We start from the raw sequence: 22,094 nt of genomic DNA on the forward strand, positions 1-22,094 counted from the left end.
GAAGACCATGAACATTCCGTCGGGCAGATTCGGTTATGCCAAACCGCATTCCTTAAAAAGAAGCTTGTTCGTCGGTTTGCTCGTGAGCACCATAGTGCCGATCTTGCTTGTAGGAATCTCGTCGTACTACAGTATTTATACGATTCTGGACAGCAAGACGGCCAGCGGAATAAACAGCAGTCTTCAGCAGGTTAGATCGAATATGGAGATGCTGTACCGCAACCTGAATTATGTTTCCCAGCAGATGACGAACCGCGACTTGAATTTGTTGTTCAAGGCCGATACGGCTATCGATAAATACATATTGAGCCAAAACGTGTTCGCCCACTTGAATTTGGTCGCCTACACGAATCCCGATATCGGTTTGTTTTATATTGCCAACCGGGAAACGAAAGATTTCCTATTTCAGAATTATCCGGTGAAGGCGAGCGGGGACGGGGAAGCCATGCCGGTGCTGACCATCGACAAGGGGGTGACGTACCAAGCGCCGCACCGTACACGCAGTGGCGGTCAGGAGCCTGTTTTCTCGATATCGCGGCCGACAGATTTGCTGACTGAATCGAAGTACGATATTTATGTCGAGAGCGATCCGGAGATGTACGACCAGATGCTGAATCATAGTCAATACGGGATGGACGCCATTCAGGTACTGACCGACGAGAAAGGAAGCATCGTATTCAGCCAGGACGAAAGTCTCTTTCCCTTGGGCGCGGTCATGCCGGGCAGCTTGGAAGAACAACGGTACCAGGTCATCGACAACCATTACTATTTCCGTGCCCAGAGCGCGAAGATGGGCTGGTACGTCTATTCGATTATCGATAAGAAGCTGTATCATAACGAGGTAAATCGATGGACCGCCTATTGGCTGTCCATTTCGGCAATCTGTCTGCTGATTAGTGCCGTCATCGGATGGTGGATTTGGCGAATCCTTGTCACGCCCTTTAAGAGGCTGCACGGCGAGATTCATCAAATGAGAGGGGATTTTGACTCTGTTTCCCAAACGTCTCCATTCGCTCAGAAGACGAATGTTGTGGAATTCGACGAAGTGATGGAGCGGTTTCAGGATATGAGAACGCACATTGGCCAATTAATGAAGGAATTAAAGCTGAACGAAGAAGAGAAGCGGTATTTGGAGGTGGAAAAGCTGGTCCATCAAATGAATCCGCATTTTTTGTACAATACGCTCAATACGATTCAGTGGTTGGCCAAAGCCAAAGGGCAAGACGAGATCGTCAGACTGGCTACCGTTTTTATCAGGCTGCTGCGGTATAATCTGGGAAGAGACGGGGATCTCGTCGAGCTGAGGCTCGAAATGAATGCGTTGAACGATTATGTTACGTTGCAGCAAATCCGGTACAACTACGAGTTCACCGTTCAAATCCAAACCCTTTCGACGGTGATGGACGCCAAGGTGCCAAGATTTTTGCTCCAGCCTTTAATCGAAAATGCGTTGTATCACGGATTGGCGGACGTCGGCGGCCTGATTCAATTGTCAGTCTCTCTGGAAAAAGACGGTACCATTCTTGTCATGGTCAAGGATAACGGCAAAGGAATGAGCGAGGAGGAGATACGCAAGCTGCTGCAGCACGATAGTTCTGCGCGGGACAAAGTAGGCATGGGCATCGGTCTTAATTACGTGGATACGATGCTGCGGGTGCATTTCGGCGAGAGCGCGCGTCTGCAAGCCTATAGTTCCTCGAACGAAGGAACAACGATGTATTTTCGCATTCCGTTTCGAACGGGAAAAGGAGAGGCCGTATGATACAGGCGATGATCGTCGAAGACGAATATTTCGTACGCAAAGGACTGATCACTACTTTACCCTGGGAATCGTTTGGAATCCGGATTGCCGCGGAGGCGAGCAATGGCAGGAAAGCGCTTGAGCTGCTTGCCGAAAAGCCCGTGGATCTGATCTTCACCGATTTGATTATGCCGGCGATGAACGGGCTCGAGCTGCTGCGGTGTATTCGCCAGCAGTATCCGGGAATCCATGTGGTCATCCTAACCTGTCATCAGGACTTTCATTATATCCAGGATACGCTCCGGCTGGGCGCGCTCGATTATATCGTCAAAACAGAGCTTGAAACGGGCAATCTGGAAGAGGCGCTTCAGAGAATTACCGATCGGATAAAAGGCTCGGCTACCGGGCGGAGCGAAGGGCCCGGGACCGCGACAGTCTGGCTGGATTCCGATGAGACCTTGCTGCAATCGCACATGGACGAATGGCTGAAGCTGTATTGGGTCATCCGCGACGACGACTTCGAACAGCTGCGCCTGCGCCTGGAGACGATGCAACCGCCGATCCCGAAGCTTCGTAAAGTGATGCATTCCTTAATCGTGGAAGTAAATCGCTTGATCGGGATGGGCGATTTGCACGAGTGGCTTAACCGGTCGGAAAATGTGGACAATTGGGAGGAATGGCGGACCTATATTGCCCGCTTCCGGAGAGCGGTCGGCGAGAAGCTGCGTTCTTCCTCTTATCCGGAATATGTGCTTCTGTCGATATTGGATTCGGTTGAATATATGAAAACCAATGTGGATTCCAAGGTGACGCAAAGCGCCATGGCCGCCAAAGCTCGCATGAGCCGAGGCTATTTCAGCAAATGCTTTCGGGACATCGCAGGGAAGCCTTTTCCCGAATACTTGAAGGAACTGCGTATCGGCCGCGCGAAGCTGCTGCTGATCCAGTCCGGTCGCCACATTGCGGATATCGCCGTCGATTGCGGCTTTCAGGATTATCGGTATTTCAGCAGGCAATTCAAGGAGGAGACCGGGTTTCTTCCGTCGGAATTTCGGATTTCCGCAGGGGAGAGGGGGCGGAATCCATGATAGTCAAGAGAGGGATGCTAGGGCTCGTGTTAGGGACAGCGCTGCTCTCCGCTACGGCTTGCTTGGAAAGCGAAAAGGCCGTCTCTGTCACTTTGCCATCAGTAGAGCTGAATCAGATAGACTCGAATGGCAAGTACAAGGAGCCGGTAACGCTGCGCATAGGCTACTACACGAATCTGGAAAGCAAATGGCCGGAAGGGTCCAACGATTCGTTCTCCAACAACCGCTATACCCAAAGACTTGAAGATATGCTGAATATCAAGTTCGTGCATGCCTTCGAATATCCCCTCTCGGATTACGCCCAGAGGGTGAGCATGTTGATTTCCGGCAAAGATATCCCGGACTTTCTGCTGGTGACGGAAGCCCAGTTCAACATACTCGCGAAGGCCGATATGCTGGAGGACATGACGAGCCTGTACGAGCAGTACGCTTCGCCGCTGCTCAAAGACGTGATTCAAGGCTCCGGTCCCAAGCTGATGAGACGGGTGACGTTTAACGGCAGGATGCTCGGTATTCCGTCTACGCTCCCGGCGCATGATTCGGATGGGGTGGTATGGATTCGTCAAGACTGGCTGAGAAAGGTCGGGATCCAGCTGCCCGAAGCGATTACGATAGACGATGTGGAACGGGTGGCGAGGGCGTTCATCGAGCAAGATCCGGACGGCAATGGGAAGGATGACACGCACGGTATTCAAAGCACATCGTCTTTTTTGACCGGCACGATCGGGCTTAACACGCTGGACCCGTACTTCGGCGCTTTTAAAGCGTTCCCAAAAAGTTGGATAAAGGACGAGGAGGGCCGGATCGCGTACGGCTCCACAACGGCCAATACGAAACAAGCGCTCGGCAAGCTTAGCGAGCTGTACCGGGCCGGACTGATCGATGAGGATTTCGGCTCGGTCAAGCCTGACCAGTACGCCAAGGATATAAGCGCGGGGAAGGCCGGCATCGGAACCGGATACACCTCCGCGCCGATGAAGCTGCTTGCCGATAGCGTGAAAAACAATCCGAAAGCGGAATGGGACGCGCATTATTTGGTCGCGCCGGACGGCAGCTTCTACACCAGACAGCCCGATCCGCTCGGACGCATCATGGTCGTGAAGAAGGGAGCGAAGCACGCGGAAGCGATTATTCTAGCAATCAACGTGATGGCGGATATGGACAATAGTGTGCCCGGGACGGCCCCGGTGTACATGGACAGCCCGGGAACGAACTGGAGCGTCCGGCCGATTCAGGCTACATTCCGAAAGGATAATACGCTTGTGAACCGCTTTCAACGTCTTAAGGATGCGGCTGACGGCAAGCTGCCCCTCGAGCAATTGCCAAAGTCCGACCGCAAAATCGTGGAAGACTACCTGAAAGGCTTCAGCGAGCTGGCGGCGTCCCCGCAGGACTGGGCTTATACGCTGTATCAATATCGCGGCGGCAACGCGGTGCTGAGTCCGCTAAATGTTCCGGTGTACAACGAGTTTTACGGGATGACCGACACCATGGAGGAAAAATGGGGGAATTTGCTCAACCTCGAGAATGAGTCCTTCATGCGCATCATCGTAGGCGATAAGCCGCTCGACTATTTCGAGACGTTCGTATCGGAATGGAGGAAGCAGGGCGGGGATACGATTACGAGAGAAGTGAAGAAGGAAATCGCCAAGCAGAAGTGACTGGCGAGGGTAACCGCAGTCTGACGGAAATAGCCGTCAGGCTTTTTTTGTCGATTCGGAATGCTCTAGCCGCCAAAGAGCTGCAACAGTGGGCGAGTGTGATAATTGCTGTCGGCAATGTAGAAAACGGACTCATAACAATTACGATTTTCAACATTGGCAAGGTCAGCCCTGTCTGACGGTCCGGACGCCGCCGCTTATATAATAAGCATGAAAGGGGATTCAGAAAGGCAAATAAAAAAACCAAGAGGTGGAGAAAGTGCGAATGGTACGAGCAACCGCTTTACTTTCGATCGCAGCGCTGCTGGCAACAGGCTGCAGCCAGGGACAACCGGGAAAATCCGGCGACGCAGCCAATCCGGAAAAGACGCCGGAGCCGGTAACTTTAAAATTGTATGACGTCCAGGTGGTGAGCGACGAAGACCTCGAGATTTTGTACAACGGGCCGCTGAAAAAGAAATATCCGTATATTACCATAGAGAAAATCGACAGGACCAAAATGTCCTTGCAGGACGTAATCGCCACGAAGCAGCAGTTTGACCTGTTCACCATAGGGAACTCCGAAATTGCCAAGTTCGAAGAGCTCGGCTTTTTCGAGGACATGACGCCCCTGCTGGACAAAGGCAAAATGAACTTTGACCGGTTCGATCCGAGAGCGATCGAGGCGACCCGAAGCGTATCCCATGGCGCTTTATACGGAGTTCCGTTCGCTGTGCTGACTGCCGCCATGTTCTACAACAAAGACATATTCGATAAATTCGGCATTGCCTATCCCAAGGACGGCATCACGTGGGATCAGGCGATCGAGCTGGCTAAAGCCCTTACCCGTCAGGAAAACGGGGTGCAATATATGGGGCTGCATCCCGAGGCATTCGTGAGGCTGGCCAAGCCGTTGGCGCTGAACCCGGTCGACCCGACGACCAATAAGGCTAACGTAACCGGCGAGCCTTACAGGAGAGTGCTGGAGCTTGGGAAAATGCTGAACGACGTGTCGGCCAATGCGCAGAAAACAACGTTCTGGAATCCGTTTTTCAAGGACAAAACGCTGGCCATGGTGGCGACTTACAATATTTTGACGTCGCCGCTATTCAAGGAAGCCGATGGAAAGCTGAATTGGGATATGGTGCAATACCCGAGCTTTAGCGAAATGCCCAATAACGTGGGGCCGTATTCGTTCCACCTTTATGGAATCAGCAAGACGAGCAAGCAGAAGGAAGCGGCGGCTAAAGTGATCGAGGTGCTGTCCTCCGACGAGGTGCATAAGACCATGGTCCGTTCGACCGGCCGCGTCAGCGCCTTGAAGGATCCCGGCTTACAGCAAGCTTATGGAGCGGACAACCCGTTATTGAAGGGTAAAAACATTCAAGCGATGTTCAAGAGCACGTACAGCCCGGGGCTGCAATTTTCCAAATATTCCGGGGAAGCGTCTACGATCATGGAAGCGGAATACAAGAACTATTTGAATAACAAATATGACGTCAACACGGCGCTTCGGAATGCGGAAGAGAAAATCAACCAAGCGATTACTCAGGCATCCAATAAATAAGAATGGCCGGAGGGACCTTATGAAATCGTATGAGCAATCGCCCAGAAGCGACAAAATGACCCGGAGAGACGTGCTCGCCACGGCCGGGATAGCGGGCGCCGCATTGGTCGCGGGAGCTTCCGTCTGGAATATGCTTGATGCCGAAACGGCGTCGGCCAGCCCGACAACCACAACCGTGCCTATCTATAACGTAAAGGATTACGGAGCTGTCGGGGACGGAACGACCGACGATACGACGGCTATACAAAACGCTTTAAACGATGCGAAAACGGGAAGCATTTCGCATGTCGTCATACCGAGAGGCACCTACAAGACAACGGCGGCGCTTCGTATATTCGGCAATACCCGACTCACTTTGGAGCAAGGAGCGAAGGTATTGCGCTGCCACGATTCCACCCTGTTGATTAACGGTCTGAATGGCGTTAATTTCTCCGGCTATGACGGGAACGGCAACATCATCATCGAGGGAGGCGTATGGGATTGCAACGTGGTGCAGTTTCCGGATCCCGGCAATTGCTTCGGTCTGGCGCGAGGGCGAAATATCGTGATCCGGGATCTCGAGGTGCGGGACGTTCCGAACTGCCATGCGATCGATATGAACGGCTGCGAAGATATTTTGGTGGACAACTGTCGGTTTTTAGGATATTTGGACCCGCAGACCGACTCAGCGAGCAATTTGCGGGAGGCAATCCAGATCAGCCCGCACCTTCAGGTCGGATTTCCCTACTTCGGCGTGTTCGACGGGACGCCGTGCCGGAATGTCATCGTCAGCAACTGCTATTTCGGAGCCAGCGGAACGACGGGCACGCAAGCCTGGCCGACCGGTGTCGGCAACCATTCCTCCGTTCACAACTTGTACAACTCGGATATCAAGGTATACGGCAATACGTTCGAGGGGATGACTTACGGTGGCGTGCGCAGTTTGAAATTTACCGAGATGAGCGTCATGAACAATCGGTTTATCAACTGCAAAATGGGCGTGATGCTGTCCAATACCCAAGCGAACACCGAAGGCTCCAAGGACGCGAATGGCGTTCAGTCGGGCCTTCCGCAATCCGGTAAAAATTTTATTATCGCAGGCAATACGTTTACGGGTACGGTCACGACGAATATTTATTGCGCAGGCACCGTCAAGGACGTTTCCACGTATGCCAAAGTAGAATCCGTATTGATCGCGGACAACGTATTCGAGCAAGGACCGGCCGCCAACAACTGTATGACGATCAGATGGGCGAACAATGTGACGATCGGCAGCAACATAATACGCAACCAATACCGCGGTGTTCACCTTTCTTACGTAAGCAACTGTACGATTCACGACAACACGTTCATCGATATGACGACGGAAGCCGTCTACACCGAGGAGCCGGATACGGACTATCGATACAACGGTTTAACCGCAAACCTGAACGTACACGACAACCTCATACAGCGCTGCGGCAGAACGGGCATATTTATACAAAGTCTCGACGGCTTCAAAGTGGAAAGCAACGTCATCGAGTCTCCCGCGACCGAGACCGACAATACGCGAAGCGGCATCCTGGCGGCGAATATGGCCAAAAACGGTCGGGTGGCCGGGAATAAAGTGAAGAAGGCCGCTTCCGGCAACCAAAATCAGTACGGCATCAGTGTCACAAACACATGCAGCGATGTGCAGATCATAGACAATAACGTAGAGGGCAAGACCGCGCGGGTCAGTAATCTGAGTACGACGAGCTTCGAGGGCATCTATATCCACAGTCCCGACGGCACGCGGTTCAAGATGACGGTCAGCGATACCGGAGCACCGGTATTTACAGCCGGCTGACATGAAAAATGGGAGCGTTTCCTATAACGAGGGCGAGGGTATATGAGTCTTATCGAACGAACTAATCATGAGACTTTGCGAATCATGACCTCCAATGTGTGGGGCAACTGCGGCGATCAGCCTATCGCCAACAGGGACGACAAGCTGGCCGACGTGTTTCTTCGTTATAGGCCCGATATTCTGGGGCTGCAGGAAGTGTCTGCTAAAGTCCGCCGGGAGCAAGTCAGCATTTTTGATTTGCTGGATTCCCAGTATGCCGAGGTCGCCGTGGATATAGAGCCGCGGAGCAACAATTATACGCCATTATTGTACCTGAAGGAGAAATTTACGGTCCTGCGCTGCGGATTTCATTGCTATAGCGGCTTAAACGATTCCAATTCCAAATCCGTCACATGGGCGGTGTTTGCCTGCAAAAGCTCGGGAAATCGCTTTGCCGTATGCAATACGCATTTTTACTGGAAAGATGACGATGCGGGCAAGGAGGCGAGAATTAGCAATAGCAAGGAGCTGGTTGATGTCGTCGCCGCCATCATGCCAATACGACAAATACCCGTATTGTGTATGGGCGATTTTAACTGCCGGGCGTCGAGCGACCCGATACGCATTTTGCTGGACAATGGCTTCGCCGATGCCCGAAGCGCGGCAACCGTCCGCACATCGGACTCGAATGCCCACCATCCCTATCCCGAATGGGACGAAGCCTTGCAAATTTTTGCAAACGGCCCTGCGCCGACAGGCGAATACGCTCAGGCCATCGACCATATCTTTTACGCGGTCGGCACAGCGAGTATCTTCGTATATGAGACTATTGATTGTCAAGACGCGCTCGATGCGTCCGATCATTGTCCGGTATACGTGGACCTGTCGTTTCGGGAGGTTGCCGCAACATCACCGCCTATCGCCTCTCTTGCACCGGAAGCGTTGCACATCTGCTGGATGACCGATTTGCATTTGGTCGACGCGGTCGCCGGACAACCGCAAGCCGAAGGGGCGATCCGGGGAAATCGGCATTATTACGCAGCCATGCAAAAACTGCGGCAAGCTGTCGATACGATCAACAAGGAACAACCTGACTTTGTCATCTGTACCGGGGATATAACCGATCGTGTTCAACCGCTAGCCTCGTTTCAAGAGGAATGGGAACGCATCGTAGCTCCCAAAGATCTTGTGATCGGCAACCACGATCTCGACAACGGCTACCGCTCTCTCGTCGAGCAACTCGGTTATGCGACACGTCCGGTGGTCGCCGGCAGTGTGTTCAACCGCTCGCTTAGTTTGCGTAAAGGGGCGCTCCGCGTACGACTGCTGCTGCTCGATACCAATATCGGGGAAGATGGCGCGCACCGTGTCGGAACGAGTGAAGGAGCGTTGCAGGAAGAGGCGATCGCATGGCTCGAGCAGGAAATGCGGACTTGCCCGGAGGCTCTGGTGCTCTTGTTTTCCCACCATGGCATGGCGGGTCCGACGAAATACTTCCATCAGCCCGATGTCACGCGTTATTACGCGATGGTGGACCGGGTCGCAGAGGCCAAGCCAGAGCTCCGACTCCTGCACTGCGCCGGTCATCATCACGTACACCCGCTTGCAGAAATCCTAGTCCGCACGCCTTACGATAGCTTTATCAACGGCGTTGCCATGATTAGCGAATCCAGCTCTTTCATGCACGTCTTATCCATTGCCCAAGACGGGACGTGGACGCTCTCCTACCGGGAGCTGCGAACGGAAGGAGACGACGGCTGAAGCCCGATCCGTGTTTCCTCTTACGTGCGATAGGTTGGGTTTGCAAGAAAAGGCCGTCAGGGATTCCCTGACGGTTTTTGCGTTTGGCAGCGCCTCGACTGAGGAGTGTAAGACTTCAGCCGCTAACGCATAAGATACGTGGTAAGATAGAGTAAACGGCTTTGATTAAAGGGAGAGCGGTATGTATGCTTGAGAAAATAAAGAAATGGGCGAAACAGCTTAAAAGAAAAGTATTTGTACTCTACTTTGCCTATAAGGATAAGCATACTCCTTGGTATGCAAAAGTATTTGCCATATGTGTTGTCGCCTATGCTTTTAGCCCAATTGACCTGATTCCGGATTTTATCCCCATATTGGGTTATCTGGATGATGTGATACTAATTCCTCTTGGCGTTGCGCTTGCGTTGAAAATGATGCCTAAATCCGTGATTCAGGCATGTACGGTAAAAGCGGAGGAACGAATGAAGATTGGAAAACCGAAAAACTGGCTTGCAGGAAGTTTAATTATTGCGGTGTGGGTAGCTGTGTTAGTATGGATTTCTTTTGTGTCATATCGTTATTTGTTCAACTAGAAAGACATTCCTTTCCTTGCTCCCATCTACACAAAGGAAATTCTATACAGGCTTCTGCAAGGTCAGCATGGAGTTGGGCTGGCACAAATCGCAATGGAAGGAAGCGGCACCTATGGAATCAGGGACGCTATTGAACACATTAGCAACACTATGATAAGCCTTTGCGCATAGAATGGCTGGCAGAAATAGCCGGTATGAGTATTTCTTCGTTTCACAGACACTTCAAAGAGGTAACTGCGATGAGCCCCATTCAGTTTCAAAAACAGCTGCGATTGCAGGAAGCACGTCGTTTATTATTGACCGAATCAGCAGATGCCGTTGATGTGGCATTTCGAGTAGACTATGAAAGCCCCTCGCAATTCAGCCGCGAATATTCTCGCATGTTTGGCTTTCCACCTAGACAAGATAAAAGCGCTTAAGAGCATAAAAAAAAGTCGTAGATTAAAGATAAATGTCACTGAGTAAGCACATTTATGTTACAGGTCCGTTTCTTGAATCGTCATGAGAGCTTCGAGTCGAAGGTATTCGAGCGCAAGCGTATGGGAATGATGAATTGCATTTTCTGCAAAAGTTGGGTAGAATGATTTGCAAGTCCGATACGCATCCGCTACGGTGTGTTTGCAAACCGGCGGTTTGGCCGTATCCGAGAGACGGCTGCCAAGAACAGCAGCGCATAGGCTGCGGTTCCGGGGCGATTTCGTCTGCACCAGGCTTCAGAGAGACGGTTTGCATATACGCCCTGGGCTGGAACCCGGGTGCCCGATATAGAAGCTCTCGTCTCTAGGCATGGACCCTATGCCGTGGGCGAGAGTTTTTTTGTCCAGCTTAAAGCGAACGAGGAGCAAAATTCGGAGGCGACGATAGAGACATTGTGCCGAGAGAGGAGAGAGGGAACGTTCTATGCCGGAACGGAGAATCGTGCGGGAAAAGAAAATTACGATGAAGGATATTGCCGTTCATCTGAGTATCGACCGGACGACGGTGTCGAAAGCGTTATCCCCCAACCCGGGGCTGTCGCAGGGCATGGTGGAGAAAGTGAAGCAAGCGGCGGCGGAGCTCGGCTACTATAAAGACCCTTTTGCCAGCGGACTGATGACCGGCAAAAACGCGGTGCTCGGCATCGTCATCGCGGATGAGATCAACCGCAATATTTATTCCTCTTTCGTCAGAAGCTTCGAGCAGGTTGCCCAAGACCATCAGCATGCGGTCATCATCTGTCATGTGAAACGGAATAAGGACGATTTGTTGAAGGCGATCCGTTTGCTGAAGCAGCAGCGCGTGTCCGGGGCGACCTTCGTGGCGGGTACGCATGAATCGTTGGACGCTCAATATGTCATCGAGATGACCGAATCCGGCATGGCGATCAACGTGACGGGCTCGCGATTTGCCCACGACAGCGTAGACAGCATCGCATACGACCATAAGCGCGCGGGATACGAGCTGACCCATTATTTGATCGAGCAGGGGCATCGGCATATTATGATGTTTTCTCGTCCGGGAGCGGTGCTGGAGCTTTTGGACGACAGCGAGCAAATATCGCCCAGAAACTCCAACAACTTGCGGACGCAAGGTTATTTGCAAGCGATGCACGAAGCCGGGCTGCGTCCTTCGGTAGTGACGATAGAGTCAACGACAACGCCGCCCAACGCGGTTCAGGACAGCTATCGGGCACTACAGGCGACAGGCGGAGAGTTGGGGCGGACAAGCGCCATCGTCGGGGTCAGCGACGACCATGCTTTGGGGGTGCTGTTCGCTTTAAAGGAGCTCGGGATATCCGTGCCTCAGCAAATTTCGGTAGCCGGCTTCGACGATGCGTATGCTACGCTCGGCGTGCCTCAGTTGACTACGATGCGGATGCCTCTGAGGGAATCAGGCGAAACCGCCGGATTGCTCTTGATCGAGCGGATGAAGACGCTCGGCAAGGAAAAGGCCAAAATCGTGCTGCCTTACGAGATGATCGTTCGGGGGAGTACGGGGGATAACGGAAAACCCATGTAAACAAGCCGGGCAAGGGAAACTATTTTCCTCGCTCGGCTGTTTTTTTGTCGGCGGCAGAGCCGATTATTGTCTTATTGTTATAGAAAGTTTTTCTTCGCTAAAATGCGGAGACGACTTTCTATACCAAGAAAAACTTCCGCTAAATCGCGGGCGTTCATCCTTGAGGTACGTCGATAGACATTTTTCTTATTGACATGTCTTCCCGGAGGGATTTATAATGACATCATCACTCGAGTGATCGTTTTCATGTAATGGTTCAGCATGAGGTTGAAAGTGTGAATTGGAGAGACCGGGAGGGGTTCATTTGCACGGAAAAAAAGTAATGCTGTTCATGTTATCGTCAGTGATTGCCGCGGGATTAGCCGGCTGCGGGGGGAGCGACAGCACCAAGGGCGACGCTCGGTCCGGCGAACCGACCAAGCCCCCGGCGGCCAGCAACGAGCCGGTCGAGCTTACGATCGTCACGACCGCCGGGCACACGCCGGAATCGTTCGACACCCGGTTCGGCAACTCGCTTCGCAAAAAGTTCCCGAACTATACGATCAAATTCATTCCAAATTCCGCCATCAAGTTTGCCGATCTGGTCGCTACGAATACGATGGTCGATATCGTCTACGCCGCCGTCAACGACTTTACGAACGGGCCGTTAAAGAGCGGCATGGTGTACGACATGACCGAACTGATGAAGGTACACGGCGTAGATCCGAACAAAGTCGGCATGAACTGGGTGCAAGGATTGAGCCCGGTATGGGAGGGCAAGCTGTACGGGCTGCCGATCGGCATCGAAACTCTGGCAACTTTTTACAACAAAGATATTTTCGATAAATTCGGCGTCGCTTATCCGAAGGACGGCCTCACGTGGGACGATGTGTTCGACATGAACAACAAGCTGACCCGGGTCGATCAAGGCGTCTCGTATGTCGGTCTGGTCGTTGCGCCGGCGCAGCATTTCTCGCTTAACGCATTGTCGTTGCCCTTCTACGATATGCAGACGGGTAAAATGTCGATCGTCACCGACGAAGCGAAATGGAGGGCAATCTTCGATACGATCGCGATCCGGCCGATGTCGGCGCTTGGCTACAAAGAAAAGACGGCTAGCTTGAAAGCGCTGCCAGGCGAAGCGAACTTCTACAAAACGAGAGATGCCGCAATGGAAGTCGGTCTCGTGCATATCCCGCTTTCGTATACGGAGATGAAGGATATGAACTGGGATGTCACGACGTATCCGAGCTTCAAGGAACTGCCTGGCGGCGGCGCGCAAGCCAATCTGCTGCTGTTCGGTGTAACCAACATGAGCAAAAACAAAGACGCGGCGATGGAAGTCATCAAGTATTTGTACTCTGACGAATACCAGACGATTTCGGCGCGCGACGGCAATTATCCCGCTATCGTCAACGAAGATCGGATCAAGCAGTTTGCGCAAAATACGTACTATAAGGATCGCAACGTGCAATCGGTATTCAAGGCGAAGCTCGCACCCCTGTCCAAGCGGACGATCTATGACCCGGATCTGGCCACCATTTACCGGAAATATATGTCCGAGCTGGCGCTTGGCAATATGGATATGAATACGATGATGCGCAAAGTCGACGAGGAAGCGCAACAGAAGATCGCACAGCTCAAGAGCAGATAAATCAGGAGTCGGAGAGGAACCTATCATGATCAAATTTTACATTTTAACCGATTTGGAAGGCGTGGCGGGCACCGACCGCTTTACGCAAACCCGCACAACCGATGCCGGCCCGGAAGCCAAAGGGCCTTCGATGACGCAGCTTGGCCGCGAGGTGAACGCCTGCGTGGAAGGGATTCGGGCGGTTTACCCGGAGGCGGTCATCGACGTATGGGACGGTCACGGCTCGTGCGGCTTATTCCCGGACGATTTGGTCGGCTGCCGCTACCAAAGAGAGTTTCGGCCTCACCAGGGCCAACTGCACGATTACGCGGCGATGCTGTTCGTCGGGCAGCATGCGATGGCGGGCACGTACAATGCGCCGCTCTGTCATACGTATTCGTCGCGGGAAGTGATGTACTACCGGTTGAACGGCGTCTTTATCGGCGAATTCGGCGCACGTGCGTTTCTGGCCGGAGTACAGTCGGTGCCGACGATCTTCTTGTCCGGCGACGACAAGGCGGCACTGGAGGCGAAGCTGTTCGTGCCGCAAATCGAGACGGTCGTAACGAAGCAAGGGACGGGCTTCGAATCGGCGATTCATCTGGATCCGGACGAATCGTGCCGCCTCATCCGCGAAGGGGCGGAACGCAGCGTGCGCCGCATGCACGAAATCTCTCCGTTCACCGGCTTCACCGCACCATATACATTCGAAGCGCGACACTACAATAAGTATTGGACGGAAACGCGCAAGCCGAATCCGAAGCGAGAATATGTGGATGATTACACTTACCGGATCGTGTCGGACGATATTTTCGCATTGCCGTTCTAAAGTGGGCGCGGCGACACCAACAAAGTCGACAAGGACTTTCAAGCTTCCTATGTGATGATGAGGAACGAGGGCTGCGGACTTGTAAAAAAGCTGCGCCGGTTAATCGCTTTTGAAAGGGGCTGCCCCAAAGGTCAAAAACTGACCTAAAGGGAAGCCCCTCTTTTTTCACTCGCGATTATCGCGGTTTCTATTTGTTGCGTGTATGCTGCTGCACGGCCTGGATCAATACTGAGATATGAAGCAGTGCCTCCCAGACTCTTTAGTGTTTTCTGGTGTGTAAGATAGGCATTCTCAGATCCGCTGTACAAAATAGACGCTTCCGGTTGACCGGTTGCAGGGACTATAATCGCACCGTCGAGGTAGTTGAATCCGCCTTTTGCAGCCCATGCATCCATTTGCCTTGCTCCATCCGGGGAACCGCTGGTGAGATTTACTAAAGTTCGCTCTTTCAGATAAGCAGCCGAATACTCTAGAATAGAGTATTCGGCATTGTAGTCGAGTACACAAACAATTACCAACGGGCTTGCCGCAACCGCATCAGCAGCCGTATCTGCAACAGTCGCTCCTTGGCTGACAAGATCGTTTGCTTTACCATTGGTACGATTCCATACCGTAGTCGGATGGCCATTTCGTAAAAACGCAGCAGCCAACATTCGGCCCATTGGACCAAGGCCAATGACCGTAACCGGCGAGCAATCAGCAGTGGATTTCATAGTTTGGATATTTTCGTACATACAACTATCTCCTCTCAAACTATTGTTCAGAGTTAATTGTAAATTATGACACTAATGTTATAGCAACTGTAAAGTTCGATGTGAAATACCTATCTCAATCGAAAGGTGTGTTGAAAACCATATTCCGCCCCTTGGATGGGAGCACATCAATTTCTTAGGTGAATACAAGTTCATTTTCAGGCAGAATACGTCTCTCAATTCATTATGACCGCTGAAGAACAGGGAGTTGAATGACCGGTGGTCCGGGTCACACCGCCAGGACTATCAGGCTTAGAGTAAAAAAACGCCAAACCGATCACGTTCGAAGGCTTTGCGTACATTTTCGTTTAAATGTTGGCGCGACCCCAGAAAGTCTTTAGAAGTTTATAATAAATTACAAGTTTAATCCATGCATTTGCGGGTGGTGTCAGCTACGCTGGTACTACCCCAATACAGATTCCGGCGGTCAGTGCCGCAATTTAGGCATTAAGAGGAGTGTGTTGTGACCTCGTTTTAATTACTTTACAGTTATATAACCATATGGTAATATAAAGATCGTAAAGGGTAAATAAATTATGGTTGGAGGGATCATGTGGACGGGAAGGTTTTACAGATGGATGGTCGTCGTATCGTTAGTTTCGAGCGGTATTTGAGGCATCCTGTAGAAAAAGTATGGCGGGCCATCGCGAGCCCGGAGCAGATCGCTAAATGGTTAACCGTACAGTCGGAGTTGGAATTGAGTGTGGATGGCCAACTTGTTTTTCGGTGGGAGAACGGGGATGTCGTACAGGGCAAGTTTACCAAAGTCGATCCGCCGTACGAGTTGGAATATACGTGGTTAGAGGAAGCTTTGGGATACTCTGTTGTGCGATGGAGGTTGAAGGACGAAGGCGTGGGATGCCATCTTCATCTCACGCATACCTTTTTTTATGAATCGGCCGTTGTTCCCGATTTTTTGGCCGGCTGGCATGTGCATCTTGAAGCGCTTGATGATGTTCTTAATGAACAGTTTACCCGTTTCCCTTGGGAGCGCGTGAAGGAAATGCGCACGACATATGCTTCGATCATGAGTTAAAAAGAGGAGAAAAAAGATGAAGACACTTTCTATTCACCATCGTACGTTTATAAACGCCGCGCCGGACGAGGTCTATGAGGCGATTGCAACCGGTGCGGGCTGGGATGCGTGGTTTACGCAGGGAACGACCGTAGATGCAAGACCGGGCGGAACGATTCATTTTCGATTCCAAGATTTTGGGCCCGACCATATCACGCTCGAGGATGGGGGATCGGTTCTCGAAGCGATTCCTGGCGAGAAATTTGTCTATCAGTGGACGCCGGGTGAATCGACGACGACGATTTCCTTCGGATTAACGAAACTGGGCGAAGGGACTTTGGTTTCATTAGCGGAGTCGGGCTATAAGCAAACCGACATGGACTTGAAGGCATTCGCCGATTGCGCGGTCGGATGGGGCGAGGCTTTGACTTTGCTCAAATATTACCTGGAGCATGGAGTTACGTATGGCGCAGTGCCGAAGCATCGACTTGAGAAGCCAATGACGCAGCAATACTCGAAACGAACTGACAACTTCATGAGATCGCACCAATGAATTACACTGCCGACGATGACACTAAAAGTATTTTCGAAGTTTTAGCGGAGCCACACAGACGAACGATACTTGACTTGCTTCGCATTTGTGATCGTTCGGTGGGGGAGCTTGTGGACATTTGCCAATTGAGTCAGCCGGGAGTTTCCAAGCATCTTCGAGTCTTGAGGGAAGCCGGTTTGGTTGCAGTACGATCGGTTGCTCAAAAAAGCATCTATTCTCTGCGTCCGGAGCCGCTTCAGGAAATCGATAAATGGTTGGAGTTGTATCGACACTTCTGGTCCGGGAAGCTGGATGATCTTGAAGCTCTTCTTGATCGTGAAGAATAGCGCCAAGCTATTTTGACACATTTTCGGTTTCACGTCGTCCGCTACATCTAGGAGTAGTACCAGCGTAGTTCGCAGTTAGGAACTATTTTGGTACTTGGCACTTCATGACAGCTGGACAGATAATTCAAGGGAAAAAGTAAAACTATAGCGCTACGCCCAGTCCGGATGCCGGTGGGCGTTTTTGCTTTCTAGTTGATTTCTATCGACGAAGAAGCGAGTGATTCTAGGGGTAGTACCAGCGAAGCTGACACCACACGCAAAGCAGATGTGATTAAATGGGAAAATTATTGATAACCTAGTTATATTCCTGTTGGGCATCGGTGATTGCAAGCTTTGAATAGACCTCCAACGACTTGCGACTTTCGTGGCCAGAATATGGTTGTATGAGTGCGTCATTGATGCCTTGCTTTTTAAGCCAGGTCAACAGGAAATATCGCAGCTTGTAAAGCTATTGGCCGAGTTCCAGTTATCTACGAGATTCAAGCCTTCATTGATCTCGCAGCGTAGCTCCTCCGAAGTGCAGGCTAAAGCTACGGAACGATATGAAACCCCACCCGGCCGGCAAGCACAAGTCGATTGGGGTCAAGTCACTGTGGAAACGATTACGATTCTGCTTGCTTGGATTCAACCGCTTCGTCGCCGTCGGCAGTACCGCCGTCAGTTCCGATATGGCGCAAGATGACGGCCGCGAGTATGGAGAGGATCGCGATGCTGACTGCGCTCGTTGCCGCTGCTGCATTGAATCCCGCCGTGAATGCTGCCTGCGCCTCCTCAAGCAAGCCGGGAGGCAGTTCATGCGCTACCGAGGATGCCCCCGCGAGGCTGTCTCCGACGGCCTTGTGGACATCCTGAGCCAGCGTATCGGGTATCCGGTCGAACATCCGGCTGCGATAGACGGCGGTTGCGAGGCTACCCAGCGTGGCAATGCCAACCGCCAGGCCAAGTTCCTGCACAGTCTCGGACATGGCCGAGGCTGATCCTGCCTTCTCCGCTGGCGCCGCGCCTACCACTAGATCCGTGCCTAGCGCGGCGATCGTGCCAAGGCCAAGATAGACGAGTGAAAACGCGGCGGTGACCAGAGCAACGCCAGATGGCTCGTTTTCGAGGCGCGTGAGCATCAAATAGCCGATGACCGACAGTCCGAGCGCGCCCGCGATCACATAGCCGGGCCGGATACGACGTGATGCCAGCGGTGCCGCGATGCCAGCGGCCAGCATAGCGAGCGCCGGTGGCCCCATCCAAAGCCCTGCTACCAGCGGCGGTAGGCTGGCGACCAGTTGCAGGTACTGAGTGACCAGCAGCATCGTTCCGCCGACGCCAATGAGACCCACAAGGAGTACGACCAATGCGACGCTGAACACCTTGCTAGTGAAAAGATCCAAGTCGATGAGAGGACTTTCCAGTCGGCGCTGTCGCCGAACTAACAAGATCATGAAGACGAATCCACCAGCAATCGCAAGCGCTGTTTCGGTACTGAGCCCATTTTTGGAGATCTGCTTGATGCCGTAGATGATGGGCAGCAGGGCTAGGAGCGAAAGGGTGACACTCAGGATATCCAACCGGCCGTCCTGTGATGCCCGGTATTCCGGGAGGAGAAATGGTGCGGCTACAAGCAGGAGCCCGACCACCGGCACCGCGACAAGAAAGGCCGCACCCCACCAGTAGTGCTCTAGCAATACACCGCCCACGACCGGGCCAGACGCCATGCCGAGCGCAAACATGGTCGCCCATAGCCCAATCGCAAGCGCACGCTGGTGACGGTTGACGAACATGTTGCTGATAAGTGCCAGCGTCGATGGCATCAGTGTCGCGCCCGCCACACCAAGCGCCGCACGTGCTGCAATAAGCATGGAGGCGCTGGTCGAATAGGCCGCGAGTACAGAAGCGATTCCAAAGGCAGCCCCCCCGACCATCAGCAGCTTGCGCCGCCCGATGCGATCACCCAGCGTTCCCATCGTGATGAGGAAGCCGGCGATCATGAAGCCATAGGCGTCCACGATCCATAGGGCCTGCGCGCTCGTCGGCCGCAGATCGATTGCTAGCGCCGGCAACGCCAGATGCAACAACGTCAGGTCGAGCCCGAGTAGGATGGTTGGTAGGGAGAGAAGCGCGAGCCCGGCCCATTCGCGCGGACCGGCGAGCCTCACGGACTGAATTGTTTGCCCCGCAGGACCTTCAGTGGTACATGAATTTGCCAAGAGAATCACTCCTTCTGATCTTCAATGCTTAATTAAATTACACAAGCTTCCTTTATGGCATCCCACCGCCCCCAGCGCATAGGCTTGCCGTTCCACTTGAGCGGCATGAGAAGGAGGAAACGACCTCCTATATTCGACACCACATGACCGTAAGCCGGACGGAGAGGCCAGTGTTTGCCGAAAACGCGCTTAGCCGGATCTTTGGTCGCGAGCCAGGGACTTCCGTAGAAAAAGATAAGCCATTTTTATCCCTCCACTCTTTATTGTTTGAGTCGAGTATACATGCACATCATTATCAGGCATAATGATTGTTATTGATATTGATATCACTTTTAATGATGGAGGTGTAATTCTTGGAACTAAGCGATCTGAAGTTATTTCAAGCAATTGCTGAAGAAGGAAGCATTTCTGGAGCTGCAAAGCGACTAGATTATGTTCAATCCAATGTAACTGCAAGGTTACGTAGACTAGAGGATGAGTTGGGAGTCCTTCTTTTTTATAGAAGACCTAAAGGAGTTCAGATCACAGAAAAAGGCGCACTTTTCCGTAAGTATGCCGATTCAATTTTGCAAATGGCAGATGAGTCGATCAAAATAGTTCAAGATCACGGTAAACCAAGTGGATCATTAAAAATTGGTGTTGTTGAAACGGTTACGTGCGGAAATTTCATGAACCTAATTGCTTCTTATCAATCGCGGTATGAACAAGTATCTCTCCGTTTAGAAACAGGCAATCCTCTTGAATTAATGGAGAAGGTAAAGAACTTTGAATTAGATGCTGCTTTTGTAACAGGTGAGCTGCCTAATACAAATTTCTTTACCGACTATTTAGTAACGGATGAAATTGTATTATTATCTGGCAGGACATTAGATGCCTCAGATTTAATAGAGCAAAAGTGGGCGATCTCTCCAAGAGGTTGTCCTTTCAGAATGAAATTGGAACAATGGTTGAAGGATGAGGGAGTTGCACTAAAAAACTTCATTGAGATTAGTTCATTAGAAACGATTTTAAGCAGTGTGAGAGCTGGGTTGACGTCCACCATTCTACCTAAATCGGTTTTAAAAGGTCCATATGTAGATTTACATGTGTACCCTATACCCGAATCGTATCAATTTATTGAAACAGGTCTTATCAGAAGAAAAGAAAAATATATGAGCTATGCTTACAAAGCTTTTGCAGATCTAGTTAAGGAGGAAGGCCTGTAAAATGTAATTGAAGACATCAACGTGGAAGACTGTTCAGCCATTGTTAATGGAAAAGGGACAAAACAAAGGGAGATTTATTTTACGACTGAATGCAAAATCTGGATAAAAAGATTCTACCCGCATCGTTTTCGCCACACTTACGCCTGCCAGTTATTAGATAACGGTGCACCGCTGGAGTTTATCCAGGGGTCACCTTACGAAACGGAAAAAATCGTACGTTAGCAACACTCCTGTCAGATTGAACCCTTAGAGGTCGCGATGAAAGCGTCAGATAAATCATGAATCGATCCAAATCTGACTTGCTTTGTTCCTACGGCTGACGTCAGTTTTCAAGTATGTTTCTTCAAAAGCGTAGCGAAAAAGGGAACGAACAAACCGAATCCGATGTCCTAGGCTACTTGGCTTCAACCGATTAGATTGCTGATTAGTCACAGTAAATACTCAAGAAAAATGGATAGAGATTCAGATGTTTTCTGAAACCTCTATCCATTATAATTTAACCTATAAAATGTCTAACATTGTATTCAATCACTTATTTCATATAACATCGATAAATGTTCCGACGATATTACCTCAGTTTTATACACCTACTTTTATGACTGCATTTACATAGTGAGAGCGGTAATCCAAAAACATATAGCTGCTGCAATTGAAAGAGGCGTAGCAAAATATTTCTCTTTTTTGCTATTTGATAAAAAATTCATCACGGTATTTAAGGACAAATACACAGCAAAGAAAATACATATGTACCTTGTGGCTTTTTCAGAAAACCACAGCGTTAATAATCCACCCGCTTGCAAAATAATGATAATCGCAAATATTTGAATTGCAAAAGAAATCACAGCCATAAATCTTAGTTTTTTAGGGAGAATCTTATATTTCCCGCCCATTGTGAATTCTCCCAAAGGTAAGCCACAAGCCACAAGAATGGTCATAATAGCGACAATCACAAACAAGAAAGCACCTAAAATTGCTGTCATTAACTGATCACCCAACCTTTATGAAATACAGAATATGTTCCGCCAACCAAATAACGTAAACGTTAAGATAGTAACCCGAGAGAGTTCGAACTTTGTAGTGTTACAGTGATTTTTGAGGAGGGACCATCCCTCACTATGAATCATTAGTTCTCTACTTTATTTGACATTCGAATCCACTTATCCAACTCTATGGTTTCGAAATATTCCTGAACATCTAATCTTCGCAGGTTTCCACATATTGTATCAGAATTGATATGGGATTCTCTCTTTACTATTATACAATTTTCTAGTGGTCTCCTGAAAAAACAGCCATGAGCTAATATTTGATTTTAATCCCAGATAGATAGCCTACATTAGCTGGTACCGACTTGCTGAAAGGAGTTACAAATCGTGAGCGACAATATCTCAGGAGTTCAGTTAAGCCAATGGTTTTATGAAAATTATATCGTGCCTCGTCTTTCGTCTATCATG

At 50.8% G+C, this 22,094-nt stretch carries 17 protein-coding genes and 1 pseudogene; 15 read left to right on the plus strand and 3 right to left on the minus strand.

Annotation, left to right across the window (positions count from 1 at the left end; all coding sequences use genetic code 11):
* Window positions 1-7: 7 nt before the first annotated feature.
* From FE784_RS24545 to FE784_RS24595, 11 genes and pseudogenes are all read left to right on the plus strand, one after another.
* Window positions 8-1,762: a sensor histidine kinase gene (locus tag FE784_RS24545; protein ID WP_139604900.1), complete on the plus strand. Its 1,755-nt coding sequence runs from the start codon at window positions 8-10 to the stop codon at window positions 1,760-1,762.
* Window positions 1,759-2,829, plus strand: coding sequence for a response regulator transcription factor (locus FE784_RS24550; RefSeq protein WP_139604901.1), 1,071 nt, complete (start codon window positions 1,759-1,761; stop codon window positions 2,827-2,829). The genes FE784_RS24545 and FE784_RS24550 overlap by 4 nt, the downstream gene beginning before the upstream one ends.
* Complete coding sequence (locus FE784_RS24555) at window positions 2,826-4,490, plus strand: extracellular solute-binding protein (RefSeq protein ID WP_139604902.1); 1,665 nt, start codon at window positions 2,826-2,828, stop codon at window positions 4,488-4,490. The genes FE784_RS24550 and FE784_RS24555 overlap by 4 nt, the downstream gene beginning before the upstream one ends.
* Before the next feature lie 265 nt (window positions 4,491-4,755).
* The gene (locus FE784_RS24560) at window positions 4,756-6,036 is read left to right on the plus strand and encodes an ABC transporter substrate-binding protein (RefSeq protein WP_139604903.1); all 1,281 of its coding nucleotides are present in this window, start codon (window positions 4,756-4,758) and stop codon (window positions 6,034-6,036) included.
* A 19-nt stretch (window positions 6,037-6,055) separates the two neighbouring features.
* Window positions 6,056-7,843 carry a right-handed parallel beta-helix repeat-containing protein gene (locus FE784_RS24565; protein ID WP_176706492.1) on the plus strand — a complete coding sequence of 596 codons (1,788 nt, stop codon included), beginning with the start codon at window positions 6,056-6,058 and terminating at the stop codon, window positions 7,841-7,843.
* A gap of 42 nt (window positions 7,844-7,885) precedes the next feature.
* The gene (locus FE784_RS24570; RefSeq protein ID WP_139604905.1) at window positions 7,886-9,583 is read left to right on the plus strand and encodes an endonuclease/exonuclease/phosphatase family protein; all 1,698 of its coding nucleotides are present in this window, start codon (window positions 7,886-7,888) and stop codon (window positions 9,581-9,583) included.
* 185 nt (window positions 9,584-9,768) lie between these two features.
* On the plus strand, window positions 9,769-10,155 hold the full coding sequence (locus FE784_RS24575) for a YkvA family protein (protein ID WP_139604906.1): 387 nt from the start codon (window positions 9,769-9,771) through the stop codon (window positions 10,153-10,155).
* A pseudogene (locus FE784_RS42050) lies at window positions 10,156-10,574 on the plus strand (helix-turn-helix domain-containing protein); the annotation flags it as partial.
* Window positions 10,575-11,055: 481 nt separating this feature from the next.
* The gene (locus FE784_RS24585) at window positions 11,056-12,153 is read left to right on the plus strand and encodes a LacI family DNA-binding transcriptional regulator (RefSeq protein WP_139604907.1); all 1,098 of its coding nucleotides are present in this window, start codon (window positions 11,056-11,058) and stop codon (window positions 12,151-12,153) included.
* A 304-nt stretch (window positions 12,154-12,457) separates the two neighbouring features.
* On the plus strand, window positions 12,458-13,786 hold the full coding sequence (locus FE784_RS24590; protein WP_139604908.1) for an ABC transporter substrate-binding protein: 1,329 nt from the start codon (window positions 12,458-12,460) through the stop codon (window positions 13,784-13,786).
* Window positions 13,787-13,811: 25 nt separating this feature from the next.
* Window positions 13,812-14,594, plus strand: coding sequence for a M55 family metallopeptidase (locus FE784_RS24595; protein ID WP_246132160.1), 783 nt, complete (start codon window positions 13,812-13,814; stop codon window positions 14,592-14,594).
* A 143-nt stretch (window positions 14,595-14,737) separates the two neighbouring features.
* Here FE784_RS24595 and FE784_RS24600 read toward each other — a convergent pair whose 3' ends face one another.
* Window positions 14,738-15,328, minus strand: coding sequence for an NAD(P)-binding domain-containing protein (locus FE784_RS24600; protein ID WP_139604909.1), 591 nt, complete (start codon window positions 15,326-15,328; stop codon window positions 14,738-14,740).
* A gap of 571 nt (window positions 15,329-15,899) precedes the next feature.
* Between FE784_RS24600 and FE784_RS24605 the strand changes: the two genes are divergently transcribed.
* Genes FE784_RS24605 through FE784_RS24615 form a run of 3 tightly spaced genes read left to right on the plus strand, consistent with a single transcriptional unit; the run spans window position 15,900 to window position 17,240 of the window.
* The gene (locus FE784_RS24605) at window positions 15,900-16,382 is read left to right on the plus strand and encodes an SRPBCC family protein (protein WP_139604910.1); all 483 of its coding nucleotides are present in this window, start codon (window positions 15,900-15,902) and stop codon (window positions 16,380-16,382) included.
* Window positions 16,383-16,398: 16 nt separating this feature from the next.
* Window positions 16,399-16,914, plus strand: a complete 516-nt coding sequence (locus FE784_RS24610; protein ID WP_139604911.1) for an SRPBCC family protein — start codon at window positions 16,399-16,401, stop codon at window positions 16,912-16,914.
* Window positions 16,911-17,240 carry an ArsR/SmtB family transcription factor gene (locus tag FE784_RS24615; protein WP_139604912.1) on the plus strand — a complete coding sequence of 110 codons (330 nt, stop codon included), beginning with the start codon at window positions 16,911-16,913 and terminating at the stop codon, window positions 17,238-17,240. Before FE784_RS24610 ends, FE784_RS24615 begins: the two co-directional genes overlap by 4 nt.
* A 602-nt stretch (window positions 17,241-17,842) precedes the next feature.
* On the opposite strand, the gene FE784_RS24625 is transcribed toward FE784_RS24615, so the two are convergent.
* Window positions 17,843-19,438, minus strand: a complete 1,596-nt coding sequence (locus FE784_RS24625; RefSeq protein WP_218103806.1) for an MFS transporter — start codon at window positions 19,436-19,438, stop codon at window positions 17,843-17,845.
* A gap of 353 nt (window positions 19,439-19,791) precedes the next feature.
* Between FE784_RS24625 and FE784_RS24630 the strand changes: the two genes are divergently transcribed.
* Window positions 19,792-20,643 (plus strand): LysR family transcriptional regulator, encoded by an 852-nt coding sequence (locus tag FE784_RS24630; protein WP_139604914.1) that lies wholly within the window; start codon window positions 19,792-19,794, stop codon window positions 20,641-20,643.
* Between the two features lie 605 nt (window positions 20,644-21,248).
* Here the strand turns inward: FE784_RS24630 and FE784_RS24640 are convergent.
* Window positions 21,249-21,623 (minus strand): hypothetical protein, encoded by a 375-nt coding sequence (locus FE784_RS24640; protein ID WP_139604915.1) that lies wholly within the window; start codon window positions 21,621-21,623, stop codon window positions 21,249-21,251.
* Between the last annotated feature and the right edge of the window lie 471 nt (window positions 21,624-22,094).

The sequence above is a fragment of the Paenibacillus hemerocallicola genome, assembly GCF_006265175.1.
Classification (GTDB): Bacteria; Bacillota; Bacilli; order Paenibacillales; family NBRC-103111; genus Paenibacillus_AB; species Paenibacillus_AB hemerocallicola.